General features: G+C 31.3%; 16 protein-coding genes. 11 read left to right on the forward strand and 5 right to left on the reverse strand.

Features of this window, described 5'->3' with window-relative positions:
* The first annotated feature begins 86 nt into the window (after window positions 1-86).
* The 5 genes from ABD939_RS04020 to ABD939_RS04040 all read left to right on the forward strand — a co-directional run bounded on the left by ABD939_RS04020 (window position 87) and on the right by ABD939_RS04040 (window position 2874).
* Window positions 87-590, forward strand: coding sequence for a GbsR/MarR family transcriptional regulator (locus tag ABD939_RS04020; RefSeq protein WP_345164761.1), 504 nt, complete (start codon window positions 87-89; stop codon window positions 588-590).
* 61 nt (window positions 591-651) lie between these two features.
* Window positions 652-1092 (forward strand): hypothetical protein, encoded by a 441-nt coding sequence (locus tag ABD939_RS04025; RefSeq protein ID WP_345164763.1) that lies wholly within the window; start codon window positions 652-654, stop codon window positions 1090-1092.
* A gap of 9 nt (window positions 1093-1101) precedes the next feature.
* Entirely contained in the window at window positions 1102-1977 is an 876-nt protein-coding gene (locus ABD939_RS04030; RefSeq protein WP_345164765.1) for a methyltransferase domain-containing protein, read from the forward strand.
* A gap of 78 nt (window positions 1978-2055) precedes the next feature.
* Window positions 2056-2607 carry a sigma-70 family RNA polymerase sigma factor gene (locus ABD939_RS04035; protein WP_345164767.1) on the forward strand — a complete coding sequence of 184 codons (552 nt, stop codon included), beginning with the start codon at window positions 2056-2058 and terminating at the stop codon, window positions 2605-2607.
* Between the two features lie 3 nt (window positions 2608-2610).
* A complete protein-coding gene (locus tag ABD939_RS04040; protein WP_345164769.1) occupies window positions 2611-2874 on the forward strand; it encodes a hypothetical protein in 264 nt (87 codons plus the stop codon).
* Here ABD939_RS04040 and ABD939_RS04045 read toward each other — a convergent pair.
* The gene (locus ABD939_RS04045; protein ID WP_345164771.1) at window positions 2867-3703 is read right to left on the reverse strand and encodes a UbiA prenyltransferase family protein; all 837 of its coding nucleotides are present in this window, start codon (window positions 3701-3703) and stop codon (window positions 2867-2869) included. The two genes, ABD939_RS04040 and ABD939_RS04045, sit on opposite strands and share 8 nt — an antisense overlap.
* Before the next feature lie 120 nt (window positions 3704-3823).
* Between ABD939_RS04045 and gcvP the strand changes: the two genes are divergently transcribed.
* The 4 genes from gcvP (at window position 3824) to ABD939_RS04065 (ending at window position 9236) form a co-directional block, all read left to right on the forward strand.
* Window positions 3824-6673, forward strand: a complete 2850-nt coding sequence (gene gcvP / locus ABD939_RS04050; protein WP_345164773.1) for an aminomethyl-transferring glycine dehydrogenase — start codon at window positions 3824-3826, stop codon at window positions 6671-6673.
* A 104-nt stretch (window positions 6674-6777) separates the two neighbouring features.
* Window positions 6778-7839, forward strand: coding sequence for a 3-oxoacyl-ACP synthase III family protein (locus ABD939_RS04055; protein WP_345164775.1), 1062 nt, complete (start codon window positions 6778-6780; stop codon window positions 7837-7839).
* A 2-nt stretch (window positions 7840-7841) separates the two neighbouring features.
* Complete coding sequence (locus tag ABD939_RS04060; RefSeq protein WP_345164777.1) at window positions 7842-8363, forward strand: methyltransferase; 522 nt, start codon at window positions 7842-7844, stop codon at window positions 8361-8363.
* A 24-nt stretch (window positions 8364-8387) separates the two neighbouring features.
* Window positions 8388-9236, forward strand: coding sequence for a glycosyltransferase family 2 protein (locus tag ABD939_RS04065; RefSeq protein WP_345164779.1), 849 nt, complete (start codon window positions 8388-8390; stop codon window positions 9234-9236).
* Here the strand turns inward: ABD939_RS04065 and ABD939_RS04070 are convergent.
* Together ABD939_RS04070 and pafA are read right to left on the reverse strand one after the other, a co-directional pair.
* Entirely contained in the window at window positions 9229-10038 is an 810-nt protein-coding gene (locus ABD939_RS04070; protein ID WP_345164780.1) for a DNA/RNA non-specific endonuclease, read from the reverse strand. The genes ABD939_RS04065 and ABD939_RS04070 overlap by 8 nt on opposite strands.
* On the reverse strand, window positions 10039-11688 hold the full coding sequence (gene pafA / locus ABD939_RS04075) for an alkaline phosphatase PafA (protein ID WP_345164782.1): 1650 nt from the start codon (window positions 11686-11688) through the stop codon (window positions 10039-10041).
* A 105-nt stretch (window positions 11689-11793) separates the two neighbouring features.
* Here pafA and ABD939_RS04080 point away from each other — a divergent pair, with 105 nt between their 5' ends.
* Both ABD939_RS04080 and ABD939_RS04085 read left to right on the forward strand, forming a co-directional pair.
* Complete coding sequence (locus ABD939_RS04080; RefSeq protein ID WP_345164784.1) at window positions 11794-12531, forward strand: MlaE family ABC transporter permease; 738 nt, start codon at window positions 11794-11796, stop codon at window positions 12529-12531.
* A complete protein-coding gene (locus tag ABD939_RS04085; RefSeq protein ID WP_345164786.1) occupies window positions 12531-13298 on the forward strand; it encodes an ABC transporter ATP-binding protein in 768 nt (255 codons plus the stop codon). Before ABD939_RS04080 ends, ABD939_RS04085 begins: the two co-directional genes overlap by 1 nt.
* Here the strand turns inward: ABD939_RS04085 and ABD939_RS04090 are convergent.
* Both ABD939_RS04090 and ABD939_RS04095 read right to left on the reverse strand, forming a co-directional pair.
* Entirely contained in the window at window positions 13295-14761 is a 1467-nt protein-coding gene (locus tag ABD939_RS04090; protein WP_345164788.1) for a DUF389 domain-containing protein, read from the reverse strand. The genes ABD939_RS04085 and ABD939_RS04090 overlap by 4 nt on opposite strands.
* Window positions 14762-14763: 2 nt before the next feature.
* Window positions 14764-15843 (reverse strand): mannose-1-phosphate guanylyltransferase, encoded by a 1080-nt coding sequence (locus ABD939_RS04095; RefSeq protein WP_345164790.1) that lies wholly within the window; start codon window positions 15841-15843, stop codon window positions 14764-14766.
* Between the last annotated feature and the right edge of the window lie 4 nt (window positions 15844-15847).

Here is a 15847-nt window from a genome sequence, read left to right on the forward strand (position 1 = left end):
AACAACTTAATTATTTGTTTCAAATCTTTTAAAAATAAACTTTCAATAATTATTGAAAGTTTAGAAATTATTTATATATTTGTCTCATGGAATATAAAGAAGCAAAAGAAAAATTTATTAGTACCTGGGGAAGTTTAGGCACTCTTTGGGGAATTAATAAGGCTATGGCACAAATTCAATCCTTACTTTTTATATCTATAAAACCGCTCTCAATGGAAGAGATTATGGAGGAACTAAAAATTTCTCGTGGTAATACCAGTATGAATTTACGTCAGTTAATGGATTGGGGCATTGTTACTAAAGAATTAATTCCTGGTGAACGAAAAGAGTTTTTTACAACTGAAAAAGATGTACAAGAATTAGCAAGACATATAGCAAAAGAACGCAGCCGAAGAGAAATTAAACCTGTATTAAAAGTTTTAAAAGAAGTCTCCTCTATTAATGATGATGGTACAGAAAAAACGAAAGAGCTAATTAAACAAACTAAAGCATTGCATGATTTAGCAGATACAGCAGATTCACTTTTAAACAAAGTGGCAAACCAAGAGCAAAACTGGGTTACTAAATCTTTACTGAAATTATTTAAATAAAAAATTTGAACTATACTTTCAATACTTTCTGAAAGTTTAAAATATATAAAATCAATAAATCATGAACTATCAAATTCCAAATTGGCTAATCATCCTTGGAGGATGTGGTCAAATATTTACTGCATTAATTTATCCTTACATAAGGCATCAAGTTTTTGATTGGTATAATGATGTAAAACAGCTAAAACCATTAAACCAAGAAATTGCAAAAACATATGGTAGATACATCCAAGGTTTAAACTTCTCTTTTGGATTGATAGCCATTTTAATTCCGACTGATTTAAAAAATAATACTACACTGGCCATAGCATTAACAGGATTAATTGCAGCTTATTGGGTTGGAAAAGTAGCAACTCAATTTGCTTATTACCCTATGTATGATATTCCAAAAAAAACACTTTTTAAAATTGGAAGCTATTTTATGAATACATTATTCATACTCTTTGCAATTGTATATTCTTGGTTATTTATTTATAACCTGAGTTATTTTATTAATAATTAAAACATAATCATGAAATCACTAACAATAAATTTAGCAAGTAAAAAGGAAACCAATCGCATAGAAATGATAGATTTCTATAACGAAGCTACTGAAGATTATGAATTTTGGAGCAAAGACTTCAACATGCACTTTGGATATTTCGTCCCATTTAAAACAAATCCGTTTAAACGTGATTCCATGCTAAATCAAATGAATACTCAGGTGCTTAACCGTTTAGATATAGGAACATCAAAATATAGGTTAGTAGATTTAGGTTGTGGTATGGGAGGAACTATGAGGCATGCTTTAAAGTTATACAAAAACATGGTAGCTTACGGCGTAACACTTTCAAACTTTCAAGTGAAACAGGGTAATAAATTATTAAGAGGAGAAAATGGAATTATTCTAAAAGAAAACTATAATAATACATCATTTAAATCTAATTTTTTCGACTCAGCAATTGCCATAGAGAGTTTTTGTCATTCTGGACACGACAGCAATTCATTAAAAGAAGCTTTTAGAATATTAAAACCAAAAGGTAAACTTATTATTGCAGATGCTTTTCTTAAAAAAGAACCTTCTAAACTTTGTAATGGAAGTTATTTAGCTTATCAAAAACTATGTAACCATTGGAGTTTAGAAAAATTAGAAACTATTGAGAACATGGCGAAGAATTTAAAACAACAGGGGTTTCAAAAAATTCAAATTGAAGATGCATCTTTTAAAGTTGCGCCTTCTGTTCTTCATGTACCGTTTGCCATAATAGGCTTTGCAATAAAACAACTCATAAATATTAAAAAACTAAAAAGAGAAAGTTTACATAACTTAAAAGGTTCTTTTTATGCATTATTATCGGGGTTACACATAAAAAGTTTTAGTTACTTTATTATTTCAGCTACTAAATAAATCATAGTATTTAATAAACAATTTAAAAATTCATTTTTTTAGCTTATTTTTGGAATTCAAAAAAAATTATTTGCGCTAATGCCAAACCATAAAATTGATCCTAACAAATGGATTGACCTTTATTCTGATTACCTCTTTAACTATACTATTTCACGTGTTAGTGATAGAGAAATTGCCCAAGATTTGGTTCAAGACACATTTTTTGCAGGTTTAAAATCTATGAAAAATTTTAAAGGAGAAGCAAGTGAACGCACATGGCTTATCTCTATTTTAAAACGTAAAATAATAGACCATTACAGAAAAATAAACTCAAATAAAGGAAAAGCAGAAGTACGCATTAATTATAATGATACTGAAAGTGAAGGTGATTGGTTAGAAGAGCGTGTTGCAGACCCTTTTGATAAAACTGCAGAAGACACTTTAGAAAACAACGAGTTAGGAGATGCTATCCATAATTGTTTAGGTAAATTACCTAAAAAACAAGCAGATGTTTTTAAGATGAAAACCATTTTAAATCATGAAACTGAAGCAATTTGTAATGAATTAAATATTACTGCGTCTAACCTATGGGTAATTATCCATAGAGCTAGAACAGCCATGGCAGATTGCCTTAAAGCAAATTGGTTTTAAGCTATGAGTAAAAAAAATAAAATATTTATACCTTGTGATGAAGCTAACCATGTATGTGATAAAAATCAATACAAAGAGGCATCGCTATGGGAATTGATTAAATTAAATGTACATTTAATTTATTGTAAAGCCTGCAGAAAATATACTGTAAATAACACTAAACTCACCAAAGCAATTAAAAAAGGGGAAGTTGGATATCTTGAGACTTCAGCTAAAAGTGATATGAAAAAAGAGTTTGAAAAAGCTCTAAATGAAGTTTCTAATTAAAGTATAATACTAAAATAAGCCATAGAATTGGCAAACCTTCTACCCAAAAAGCACTATAGTATTTACACTGTTCTTTTTTAGCAAATAACACTAACATTGCTGTAAGAGTTAAAATCCCTATTAATATAAAAATTTTAGTAGCTGATGATGTTTCATTTTTAAAAAATTCCAAAATAAAAAATACACTTAAAAGTAAAACACCTAACATTTTAGTTTGCTTTACTCCTATTTTTTGTGGAACTGTGGAGAGTTTTAAACTATCGTACCTCAAATCTCTTATTTCAAAGGGTAACATCAAAACAAGTACAAAAACATAGAGCTGCGCTGCGGTAATTACAACATCAGTATTTATATAATAGTCATTATTAATTAAAGGAATAAAAACAGTTACTCCACTCCAAACTAAAGCAATTAAATATATTTTTAATCCGCTAATTGTTCTTAAATTATGTTGACCATCCAAAAAGAAGCGTTTTGGTAAAAATGGAATTGCATACAAAAAAGTAATTAAAGCGAAAATCAAAATATAAAACAACGTATTAGTGTGTAATTGACTTACATAATAAAGCATTAAAATAAAACTGAAAAGGGAAAAAACTTGTATCGCTTTTAACCAATTAGTCAAGCTTCTATGATGAAACTTAGCAATGCCAAAATACTTCACAAAATTATAACCTGTTATGGTTGCAAAAAAAATAAAATATAGTATGTTTTCATCATACGAAATATCATACTCTAATAATGTTAAATAGCTTAAAGAATATACTGCTAAAGCCACATGAATACTACTATTTATGTAAAAGTCGAAAAGTTGTTTCACTCGCTTCATTTTGTAAAAATACACAAACTGTTAATAAGGTTTCTAAATGGTTAAAAACTTTCCATTTTATGCCATAAAACACGTTAATTATTACTTATTTTTGCAAAATATATATCAAATTGTAATTGAATGAATACAAATGCTTTCGCTTTGCGTCATATTGGTCCAAGAGAAAACGACCAAAATCTTATGTTAGAAACTATAGGTGTAGACTCATTAGATCAACTGATATCTGAGACTGTTCCTAGTGATATTCGCTTAAAAAGTGGTTTGAATTTAGATGACCCGATGACTGAGCATGAATATTTACTTCATATACACGAGTTGTCTAAAAAAAATAAAGCTTACAAGACATACATTGGTATGGGATACCACCCAACCATAATGCCAGCTGTTATTCAAAGAAATATTCTTGAAAATCCAGGTTGGTACACAGCATATACTCCATATCAGGCAGAAATTGCTCAAGGTAGACTTGAGGCACTTTTAAATTTTCAAACCATGGTTATAGACCTAACAGGAATGGAAATTGCAAATGCATCTTTACTTGATGAAAGTACTGCTGCTGCTGAAGCTATGAGTTTATTATTTGCAGTTCGAGAGCGCGCTCAGAAAAAAGCAGGTATTAATAAGTTTTTTGTTTCAGAACATATTTTACCACAAACGCTTTCATTATTAAATACACGGGCAATACCAATTGGAATTGAACTTGTAGTTGGCAATGAGGAAAGTTTTGATTTTTCAACAGAATTTTTCGGAGCTATTTTACAATATCCAGGTAAAAATGGTCAAATAACCGATATTAAATCTTTTATTAATCAAGCTACTAATTCAGGAATAAAAGTTGCCGTTGCTGCAGATGTAATGAGTTTAATAAAACTTGAAGCTCCCGGAAAATTTGGTACTGATGTCGTAGTGGGTACCACTCAGCGTTTTGGTATTCCTATGGGTTATGGTGGTCCACACGCAGCTTTTTTTGCTACAAAAGAAGCTTACAAAAGAGATTTACCAGGGCGTATTATAGGTGTTACAAAAGATGCAAATGACAATCGTGCATTACGAATGGCATTGCAAACTAGAGAGCAACATATTAAAAGAGATAAAGCTACATCAAACATATGTACAGCTCAAGTACTTTTGGCTGTAATGGCTAGTATGTACGGTGTTTATCATGGACCTAAAGGCTTAGAATTTATTGCTAACGAAATTCACGATAAGGCAGTTACACTTGCAAATGCATTAAAAGCATTGGGTTACAAGCAAGTTAACACCTCTTATTTTGATACGCTTCAAATAAATACAAAAGCAAAAAAAATAAAGCGAATTGCCACTGAAAGAAAGGTAAACTTAAATTACACAAATAAAGAAACCGTTACAATTTCTATTAATGAAACGACTTCTTTAAGAGACTTAAACTATTTAATTTCTGTTTTTGCTGAAGCCGCAGAAAAAGAAACCATTATTATTTCATCAATAGAAAGCGGAAATACAATAGATGAATCTATTCGCAGGACTTCAGATTTTTTAACTGATGCTGTATTCAATACCTACCACTCAGAAACTGAATTGATGCGTTATATAAAATCTCTTGAACGTAAAGATTTAGCGTTAAACCATTCTATGATTTCCTTAGGGTCTTGTACTATGAAGTTAAATGCAGCCTCAGAAATGCTTCCTTTAAGTATTTTTAAATGGGCAAACATCCACCCTTTTGTTCCCTTAAAACAAGCAAAAGGCTACTTAACCGTTTTAAAAGAATTAGAAGATCAATTAACTGAAATTACTGGCTTTGCAGCTACTTCGCTTCAACCTAATTCTGGAGCACAAGGAGAGTTTGCTGGTTTAATGGTTATAAAAGCATACCATGAATCACGTGGAGATTTTCACAGAAATATTTGCTTAATTCCATCTTCGGCACACGGTACAAATCCTGCAAGTGCAGTAATGGCAGGTATGAAAGTTGTTGTAACTAAATCTACTGAAGAAGGTAATATTGATGTAGAGGATTTACGTGAAAAAGCTTTATTACACAAAGATAATTTGTCGGCACTTATGGTAACATACCCATCTACCCACGGTGTTTACGAATCTGCAATTAAAGAAATTACACAAATTATTCATGACAATGGGGGTCAGGTTTATATGGATGGTGCTAATATGAATGCTCAAGTAGGTTTAACAAACCCAGGAAATATTGGAGCAGATGTATGCCATTTAAACTTGCATAAAACTTTTGCAATTCCACATGGTGGTGGTGGTCCAGGTGTTGGACCTATTTGTGTTGCAAAACAATTAGCTCCCTTCTTACCTGGAAATCCTATTATTAAAACTGGAGGTGACAAAGCTATATCAGCTATATCTGCAGCTCCATTTGGCTCTTCATTAGCTTGTTTAATTTCATATGGTTATATAAAAATGTTGGGCGCACAAGGATTAACAGAATCAACCAAAATTGCCATCTTAAATGCTAATTATATAAAGCGACGTTTAGAAGGTAGTTTTGAAACACTTTATTCTGGAGAGCAGGGTCGTGCAGCTCATGAAATGATTATAGATTGCCGCCCTTTTAAGGCTCATGGTATTGAAGTAACCGATATTGCAAAACGTTTAATGGATTATGGTTTTCATGCGCCAACAGTTTCTTTTCCTGTTGCTGGAACTATGATGATTGAACCAACTGAAAGCGAGAGTAAAGCTGAAATGGATCGTTTTTGCGATGCTATGATTTCTATAAGAAAAGAGATCGACAGTGTTTCAAAAGATGATGAAAATAATGTTTTACGAAATGCACCTCATACCTTAGATATGATTACAGCAAACGAATGGTATTTCCCTTATTCTCGTGAACAAGCCGCTTTTCCTCTAGATTATGTTAGAGAAAATAAATTCTGGCCAACCGTAAGACGTGTTGATGATGCCTATGGAGACAGAAATTTAATTTGTTCTTGTACGCCTATTGAAGCTTATGCTGAGGTTTAAAACACCTTTTGAACATCGTAAAATAAAAACAAAATATATTTGCCTTAAATAGAAAGTATTTATATTGCTTATCACTAAGACTAATTAAAGGCAACTTTCTTTTTATGAATATAAAAATTACTGGATCTGGAAGTTATATTCCTGCTAATATTGAAAGAAACGAAGACTTTCATAATCATGAATTTTTAAATAGTGATGGTTCCACAATAAACGCACCAAACGAAATTATAGTAAAAAAGTTTAAAGCTATAACAGGTATTGATGAGCGCCGATATGCTAAAAACCATTTAAACACCTCAGACATAGCATCTTTTGCTGCTGAAAAAGCTATTGAAGATGCCAATATTAATCGAGAAGAGCTCGATTATATAATTGTAGCACATAATTACGGTGATGTGAGAAGTGATTCTCAACAAAGTGATACAGTACCAAGCATAGCCTCTAGGGTAAAGCACCTTCTTAGAATAAAAAACCCTAAGTGTGTTGGTTACGATTTACTATTTGGCTGCCCAGGTTGGATAGAAGGTGTTATTCAGGCGAATGCGTTTATAAAGTCTGGAATTGCAAAAAAATGTTTAGTTATTGGTGCCGAAACATTATCTCGAGTTATCGACCCGCATGATAGAGATTCCATGATATATAGTGATGGTGCTGGAGCAGTAATAGTAGAGTCTACACAAGATAATAAATCTGGTATCATTACTCATGAATCTGCAACTTTCGCTTTAGATGAAGCACACTTCATATATTTTGGAGAAACTAATAATCAAGAAATAAAAGATAACCGTCGATACATTAAAATGTATGGACGAAAAATATATGAATTTGCCTTGAACAACGTGCCTCTAGCTATGAAATCTTGTTTAGATAAAAGCGAAATAGATATCTCTGATGTTAAAAAAATACTCATTCATCAAGCAAATGAAAAAATGGATGAAGCCATAGTAAAACGTTTTTACGAATTATATAATATGGAAATGCCTGAGGGTATCATGCCAATGAGCATTGGTAAGCTTGGTAATTCTAGTGTGGCTACAATACCCACATTATACGATATGATTATAAAAGACAACTTTGAAAATCAGAATATAAACAAAGGCGATATTATTATTTTTGCTAGTGTAGGTGCTGGAATGAACATTAATGCTATTGTATACAAACACTAATAATGTACGAAAATAGTTTTCCCAATAAACGCTTCAAACATACAATCCAGTTTTTAGAAAAACACGTTTCAAATTCTGAAGCTATATTGGATTTAGGTGTAGAAAATCCTTTTACCAAAATAATGCAACAACATGGATTTTCAGTTGAAAATACTAAAGGGGAAGATTTAGATATTGACGTATCGACAATTGAAAAATCAGACGCAAATGTTGTAACAGCATTTGAAATTTTCGAACATTTACTTTCACCTTTTACAGTTTTAAAATCTATAAAAGCTGATAAATTAGTTGCTAGTGTGCCACTTAAGTTATGGTTTTCATCTGCTTACAGAAGTAAAACTGATATGCTCGATAGACATTACCATGAGTTTGAAGATTGGCAATTTGATTGGTTATTAGAAAAGGCTGGTTGGAAAATTATAGATAGACAAAAATGGACTAACCCAACTAAAAAAATTGGAATTAGACCAATTTTAAGATGGTTTACACCAAGATATTACATAGTATATGCTGAAAGAGTTTAACTTTGAATATTAAGCTTTAAATTTTTGGATTTCTACATTATCATTCCTGCTCATAACGAAGAAAGTTCTATAGGACTAACACTAGACTCTTTAGCTAAACAAACACTTTTACCTAAAAAACTAGTTGTGGTTAATGATAATTCCACCGATAAAACAGAAGATATTGTTGAAGCTTACGCCGAAAAACACAATTTCATTTCATTAGTAAACTCCAAATCTTCAAATCAGCATTTACCAGGTTCAAAAATCATAAATGCGTTTTATAAAGGTTATGAAGCTTTGGATAAAAATTATGATATAATCTGCAAGTTTGATGCGGATTTAATCTTTCCAAATAATTACTTAGAACAACTATCAATTCATTTTTCAAAAAACAAAGAGTTAGGTATGGCAGCTGGCTTTTGTTACATTGAAAAAAATGGAGATTGGGTTTTAGAAAATTTAACTAGAAAAGACCATATCCGAGGAGCCTTAAAAGCATATAAGAAAGAGTGCTTTTTACAAATTGGAAAGTTAAAACCATCCATGGGTTGGGATACAGTTGATGAATTACTTGCCAAATATTACGAATGGGAAATTTTAACTGATGAATCTTTACACGTAAAACACTTAAAACCTACAGGAATAAGTTACAATAGAGCTTCAAAATATTTACAAGGAGAAGCCATGTATAAAATGCGTTATGGTTTTATTATCACATTGATTTCTGCTTTAAAACTTGCATATAAGAAAAAGAGTGCTTCTTTATTTAAAGATTATTTAGCAGGTTATTTTAAAGCTAAAAAAGAAAAATTAGATTTTTTAGTTTCTTCAGATGAAGGTAAATTTATTAGAAATTTACGTTGGAAAGGTATGCTTACTAAGTTTAGTTAAAACTCCAATTCTTATAATTGTTAGAAGCTTCCAACTTATTTTCTAAACTATCTTCTAATTCTGGAAAGAAATCTATTCCAGTAAGAGCTTCAATTTTATCAACCGAAACAACAAATTTATATAAAGGTTTATTTGATTTTTTATGAGGTATTAAAAAAGCTATCATTTTTGTTTTTCCAGAATTATTATCAATTAAAACTTTATAAAACTGATTTGGTACAGAAATTTGGTCATCACCAATAGTTTGCATATTGCCGTTTAAAACACCTCCAGTAACTACAAAAACACCATCATATTTTCTTGCCCAATAGCGTACTTTCTGTTCTAAAGTATTCCAAATACCAGAATTAAATTGATGTTCTTGCGGACTTATATTACTGGTTAAAAATGTTTCATCATGAGCTGATTTACTATATCTTTTATCTCCTGCAGGGCATAAATGTCCGCGGTCATAACCTGAGTTTTTATAATTTCGCCAATGGGCTGCTCCTGTTTTTACAGCTTTATCTATTTCAAAATAAGGTCGTTTATGGTTTGTTTTAGTGAGATGCGATTTCTTGAGCTCATAAGCTACCCATTCTGCTTGCTCATGCGGCTCACTATAAGATAATGAATACCCTTGGTGATGCACAACTTGCCCTGTTGTACTTGTAGGTAAAAAGTATTCGTTTGTATTCTTTTTTACACTTTTACCTTCTGATACAATTTCAGTTTTTTCTTCTTCAACTAAAAAATGCTCATAAGCATAAACTCCTAAAATAATTAGGATTGCGATTACAGAATATAGTTTTCGCTTATTCAATTAATCTAAAACAAACTCTAGAGGTTTACCTATAGCTGCGTTTGGGAAACTAATACCCAAAAGTGCAGACATGGTTGGGGCAATATCTGTAATTTCTGTTTTTTGAAGTGTTTGTCCCTTTTTTATGCCTTTACCAAAAAACAAAAGAGGTACATGCGTATCGTAGTTTAAACCACTTCCGTGAGTAGAACCTGTTTTCCAATAGGAAATATAAGCAGTATCATCAACTAAAAGAATATCCCCTGATCGTTTTTGATTAAAACCTTTTTGTAGTAAACTTTCAACTCCATCGGTAAAATGAACTGAATTCATTGTTGTAGCTGTATATGCTTTTGAAATGTGTTTATAAGTTAGTTGCTCGTTTGCTATAGCTTCTTGTACATCATCTAAATCTAAATCTAGCTCTTCTAACTTTCTTTTATTTAGGAAAATTTGGTTATTACTTATATTCTCGACAATATCCTTTGTTCCGTAACTGTTCTCCAAAAATTTATAGAACTCATTTTTTCTTTCAGAATTACTAATATATCCGGCTGGTATTTTTAAACTCTGTAAATAAGCTGGCACATCTACAGCTCCATGATCTGCAGTTAGAAAAACAGTATAGCTCTCTTTTCCTACTTGGGTGTCTAGAAACTTGAAAAAACGCTCTAAATCTCTATCTAATCTAATATAAGTGTCTTCAATTTCTTTAGAGTTAACTCCAAAATTATGCCCAATATAATCGGTACTAGAAAAACTAACAGTAAGTACATCAGTAAAATTATCTTTACCAAGTGCCTCTGCTTTAATTGTTTCAATCGCAAAATCGGCAACAATACTATTACCGTAAGGACTATATTTTAAAATATCGAAACCAGCATTTTTCTTTTTGTTAAATAGTTTTTTTAAATCATATGGGAATGTTGCTGTTTCCTTTCCTTCAAAACCTCCCTCATAGCTATTTAAATCGTCTCCACTTTCAGTATATGTAGAAATGTCATAATACGTATCCCATTCTTTAAGGTAAGACTCAACAATTTTAGAATTATTAAAATCTTCAACCCACTTTGGTAAAGTTTCCATGTAATATGTACTCGAAACAAAATTTCCTTCATTCTTCCCCCTAAACCAGTAAGCCGCATTTGCAGAATGTCCTGCAGGTAAAATAGCACCTCTATCTTTAATTGAAATACCTATACTTTTACCTTTCAATTGTGTGAATAACCTATTCTCGTCAGCAAATGTAGTAGTTTGCATTCTGTGAGGCGACATGCGCTCTGCATCAGAACTTGTTCCAACAGCTTTAACTGATTCGTCACCAGCACAATACACCATTTTTTTATTTTCTTTATCATACCAATCGTTTGCTATTACACCATGGTATTTGGGGGTTGTTCCAGTAAAAACAGAAGCATGTCCAGGCCCAGTTTTTGTTGGTATGTAATTAAAATGATTGTTTTTACAATTAAAACCTTCATTCATCATCCTTTTAAAACCTCCATCTCCATATTTATTATAAAACCGCGTTAAATAATCATAACGCATTTGGTCTACTACTATTCCTATTACAAGTTTAGGGTTTGAATAATCTGCTTTTACATTTTGCTGCCCATAACTACATATGGCAAATACTAAAAGTACAAAAAGGGATGTGGTTTTCTTTATCATGGTATTTTAATAAGTGTATAAAAATACATATTTTAAAACATCATAGTTTAAAATTAAGGTTAAATACCATTAACTTTTTTTACTTTAGCAATTCATAAATTTTGTATGACATATCTAAATAATATAGGTGCTTATTTTTTAATGCTAGCTGAAATGTTTCGCAAGCCCACAAAATGGAGTGTTATGAAACAACTTATATTAAAAGATATTGATGATTTAATTATTGGTTCTTTAGGTATTATTGCCTTTATATCCTTTTTTGTTGGTGGTGTAATTACTATTCAAACGGCGTTAAATATAGATAACCCATTAATTCCTAAATACTTAGTAGGCTTTGCAACAAGGCAATCTGTAATTTTAGAATTTGCACCTACATTTACATCTATTATTATGGCGGGTAAAGTAGGTTCATTTATTACATCTAGCATAGGAACAATGCGTGTTACAGAACAGATAGATGCACTTGAAGTAATGGGAATAAACTCCTTAAACTATTTAGTTTTCCCTAAAACAATTGCACTTATGCTATTCCCTTTTGCCATAGCAATCGGTATGTTTCTTGGTATATTAGGCGGTATGGCAGCATGTGTATTTGGAGGATATTCAACACTTGCCGATTATATAATTGGTATACAAACAGATTTTGAGGTATTCCATGTTATTTATGCCTTTATAAAGACATTCATTTTTGCCATAGTTCTAGCAACAATTCCATCTTTTCATGGATATTTTATGAAAGGCGGTGCACTTGAAGTTGGTAAAGCCAGTACCACAGCTTTTGTTTGGACCTCGGTAGTTATCATTTTACTAAATTATGTATTAACTGATATGATGCTAGGCTAATGATAGAAGTAAAAAACTTAAATAAATCGTTTGGTGAAGCTCATATTTTAAAGGGTATAACAACTACTTTTGAAAAAGGTAAAACTAATCTTGTAATTGGACAAAGCGGATCTGGTAAAACAGTTTTTTTGAAATGTTTATTAGGTTTATTTGATTATGAAGAAGGCAGTATTGCTTATGATGGACAAATTTTCGCCAAACTTACCGAAGATGAAAAACGTGATATGAGAGCCAAAATAGGCATGGTATTTCAAGGAAGTGCTTTATTTGACTCTATGACTATTGCTGAAAATGTTATGTTTCCATTACGTATGTTTACGAAAATGAGTAAAAGCGAGATGGAAGATCGAGCAGATTTTGTTTTAAAACGTGTTAATTTACCTGATGCGCATAAAAAGATGCCAAGTGAAGCTTCTGGAGGTATGCAAAAACGCGTTGCTATTGCCCGAGCTATTGTTAATAATCCTAAATATTTGTTCTGTGATGAACCTAACTCTGGTTTAGACCCTAAAACAGCAATTGTAATTGACAATTTGATTCAGGAAATTACGGACGAATATCAAATTACAACAGTTATAAACTCTCATGATATGAATTCTGTGATGGAAATTGGTGAAAAAATAGTATTCTTAAAAGACGGTTTAAAAGCTTGGGAAGGTTCTAAAGAAACTATTTTTAAAACAGATAATGAAGTGGTTACTGATTTTGTTTACTCCTCTAATTTGTTTAAAAAAGTACGTAAAATGTACTTAGAGGAAAATAGCTAGTTCACTCGATTTACTATTAAAGTATCCAAATCCAATTCAAATTTTAGCCATTTTTCTAATCTCAATTTATCTTTCTTTCTGAGTGTTTCGTTAGTTAAAGAATCAATCCATTTAACTGTAAAAACAGAAATAGTGTCCATTTTTGTGAAATTTGAGTTTATAACATTAGCATAAGAAAACTGCTCTACGTTTTCGAACTGAATTTTCACCTCCTCTAAAATCTTCTCTAAAGCTATATAATTTTTTTCAAGTTTAGAAAATTGTAACACACGGTTTTCTAGGTATGCTATTTTTTGTGTTTGAGATAATAAATCAAGAGAATCCCGAGTTCGGAGTTCTTCCATATATTTAAAATTATCTAGGTTTTTAGATTTATTTTGATTTATTTTCAGTTTAGCATTTGCTAATGCACTATAATCTTTCATTCTACCCTCTAAGAGTCTAATAGTCTCATCAGAAATTTCATCTAACCCAAAAGTATTTAACTGTATTACAGATTCTCCAACATCAGAATATTTATATACTGCATTATTTTTCAAATAGTCATAATGATCTAATGTAATCAATTCATTAGTTACAAATATACTAGCATCACGCTTAAAATTACTCTCTTTTAAAACATTTAAAAAAGTCCAAACAGCAGGCACCATAACCACTATAGCTAATAAGGTTGCCATTCTTGAAATAAAAAGACGTTTTTTAGAGTTCGCATACTTAAGCATAGGAAACCTCAAAAGTTTTAATACTAAAAACGTAGCTAATGCAATAAAAATCGTATTTATTGTGAACAAATACATAGCACCACCAAAAAAGGCCCAATTTCCTTTTGCCAAACCGTAACCAGCTGTACACAGTGGTGGCATTAACGCTGTAGCAATAGCAACTCCAAAAATAACTGACGCAATAGTGCCTCTTTTTGTTCTAGCAATAATTAAAGCTAAACCTCCAAAAAAGGCAATTAAAACATCTCTGATATCTGGACGGGTTCTGCCTAAAAGTTCAGAAGTTTCTTCACTTAAAGGAAATAACCAAAAGAAAAGAAAGGCAGTTAATAGACTAAGCACTATCATGGTAGCCAAGTTTATTAACGAACGTTTTAAGGTATCAATATCATTTATAGCTATAGATAGACCAACACCTAAAATTGGCCCCATAAGTGGAGAAATTAACATGGCACCAATAACAACTGCAGTAGAGTTTGCATTTAGCCCTATTGAAGCAACAAATATTGAACATATTAAAATCCAAGCTGTAGCGCCTTTAAAAGGAATATCTCCTTTTATAGCTTGTATGGTGGCATCTCTATCAGTGTCATCACGAAAATCCAATAATTCGCTAAAAAAGTTTTTAATACTCTTGAATAAACCCTGAGCATCTTTTTTAACGGCTTCTTTAGATTGCTCAACAGCTTCTTGATTTTTAACTTCTTCTTCTGAAAAATTGAATTTACTTTCTTCACTCATAATTAACCATATTGTTCTCCAAACTTATCTTTTACTTTCTGAAGTGTTTTTTTGATATCTTGTTCTTTTGTTTTAGGAAAGATAAGTAAAACTTCCTCTTTATCAACAATTATGTAATCATTCAATCCATCAACAACAACAATTTTATCATTTTTAGTCCGTATCATATTACCAGATGCATCATCTACCAAAGTTCTAGAATTCACTACGGCGTTTCCTTCTGCATCCTTATCTAATTTGTCATACAAACTACCCCAAGTTCCTAAATCGTTCCAGTCAAATTCAGCTGCGATTACAAATACATTGGTAGATTTTTCCATAAGAGCATAATCAACTGAAATATTTTCTGCTTTCGGGTAGTTTTCTTTTATGAAACCACTTTCAGCTTCTGTGTTATATGATGAAATTCCTGATTCGAAAAGTTCATATAATTTAGGTTGATTATTTTGAAAAGCTTTAATAACACTTTTAGCACTCCACATAAAAATACCAGCATTCCATAAAAAATTACCTTGAGCTATAAACTCTTTTGCTGTTTGATAATCTGGTTTTTCTCTAAACTGATTTACTGATTTTATAGCATGACTAAAAACTTTATCAAACTCAATATAGCCATAACCCGTATTTGGGAAAGTTGGTTGAATACCTAGAGTCATTAACGCATCATTTTTTGAACAAAAATTAAAGGCTTGCTCTACATTTTTTGAAAACGTAGTTTCATCTTCAATCCAATGATCACTTGGTGCAACTATCATAACCGCATCTGGGTTTTCCTTTTGAATTTTAAGTGAGGCATATAAAATACAAGGTGCTGTATTTCGCATTGCAGGTTCTAAAACAACTTGTTTTTGTGTTACTTCTGGAAGTTGTTCTAAAACCAAATCGTTGTAACGTTCGTTAGTTAGTATATATATATTTTCTTTTGGAATTAAATCTGCTAATCTGTGAAATGTTTTTTGTATGAGTGTATCTCCAGTACCCAACATATCATGAAATTGCTTTGGAAAATCTTGAGTGCTTACTGGCCAAAACCTAGATCCTACGCCTCCTGCCATTAAAATGGCATAATAATTCTTATTCATATTT

Origin of the sequence: Algibacter aquimarinus (genome assembly GCF_039543265.1) — a bacterium.
GTDB classification, from domain to species: domain Bacteria; phylum Bacteroidota; class Bacteroidia; order Flavobacteriales; family Flavobacteriaceae; genus Algibacter_B; species Algibacter_B aquimarinus.

What these genes read in the sequence shown, in the direction of transcription:
- ABD939_RS04035 (WP_345164767.1), top strand. Translation starts at nt 2,056, where the DNA reads ATGCCAAACCATAAAATTGATCCTAACAAATGGATTGACCTTTATTCT.
- ABD939_RS04030 (WP_345164765.1), top strand. Translation starts at nt 1,102, where the DNA reads ATGAAATCACTAACAATAAATTTAGCAAGTAAAAAGGAAACCAATCGC.
- ABD939_RS04025 (WP_345164763.1), top strand. Translation starts at nt 652, where the DNA reads ATGAACTATCAAATTCCAAATTGGCTAATCATCCTTGGAGGATGTGGT.
- ABD939_RS04060 (WP_345164777.1), top strand. Translation starts at nt 7,842, where the DNA reads ATGTACGAAAATAGTTTTCCCAATAAACGCTTCAAACATACAATCCAG.
- ABD939_RS04080 (WP_345164784.1), top strand. Translation starts at nt 11,794, where the DNA reads ATGACATATCTAAATAATATAGGTGCTTATTTTTTAATGCTAGCTGAA.
- ABD939_RS04090 (WP_345164788.1), bottom strand. Translation starts at nt 14,761, where the DNA reads ATGAGTGAAGAAAGTAAATTCAATTTTTCAGAAGAAGAAGTTAAAAAT.
- ABD939_RS04020 (WP_345164761.1), top strand. Translation starts at nt 87, where the DNA reads ATGGAATATAAAGAAGCAAAAGAAAAATTTATTAGTACCTGGGGAAGT.
- ABD939_RS04040 (WP_345164769.1), top strand. Translation starts at nt 2,611, where the DNA reads ATGAGTAAAAAAAATAAAATATTTATACCTTGTGATGAAGCTAACCAT.
- pafA (WP_345164782.1), bottom strand. Translation starts at nt 11,688, where the DNA reads ATGATAAAGAAAACCACATCCCTTTTTGTACTTTTAGTATTTGCCATA.
- ABD939_RS04055 (WP_345164775.1), top strand. Translation starts at nt 6,778, where the DNA reads ATGAATATAAAAATTACTGGATCTGGAAGTTATATTCCTGCTAATATT.
- ABD939_RS04095 (WP_345164790.1), bottom strand. Translation starts at nt 15,843, where the DNA reads ATGAATAAGAATTATTATGCCATTTTAATGGCAGGAGGCGTAGGATCT.
- gcvP (WP_345164773.1), top strand. Translation starts at nt 3,824, where the DNA reads ATGAATACAAATGCTTTCGCTTTGCGTCATATTGGTCCAAGAGAAAAC.
- ABD939_RS04085 (WP_345164786.1), top strand. Translation starts at nt 12,531, where the DNA reads ATGATAGAAGTAAAAAACTTAAATAAATCGTTTGGTGAAGCTCATATT.
- ABD939_RS04045 (WP_345164771.1), bottom strand. Translation starts at nt 3,703, where the DNA reads ATGAAGCGAGTGAAACAACTTTTCGACTTTTACATAAATAGTAGTATT.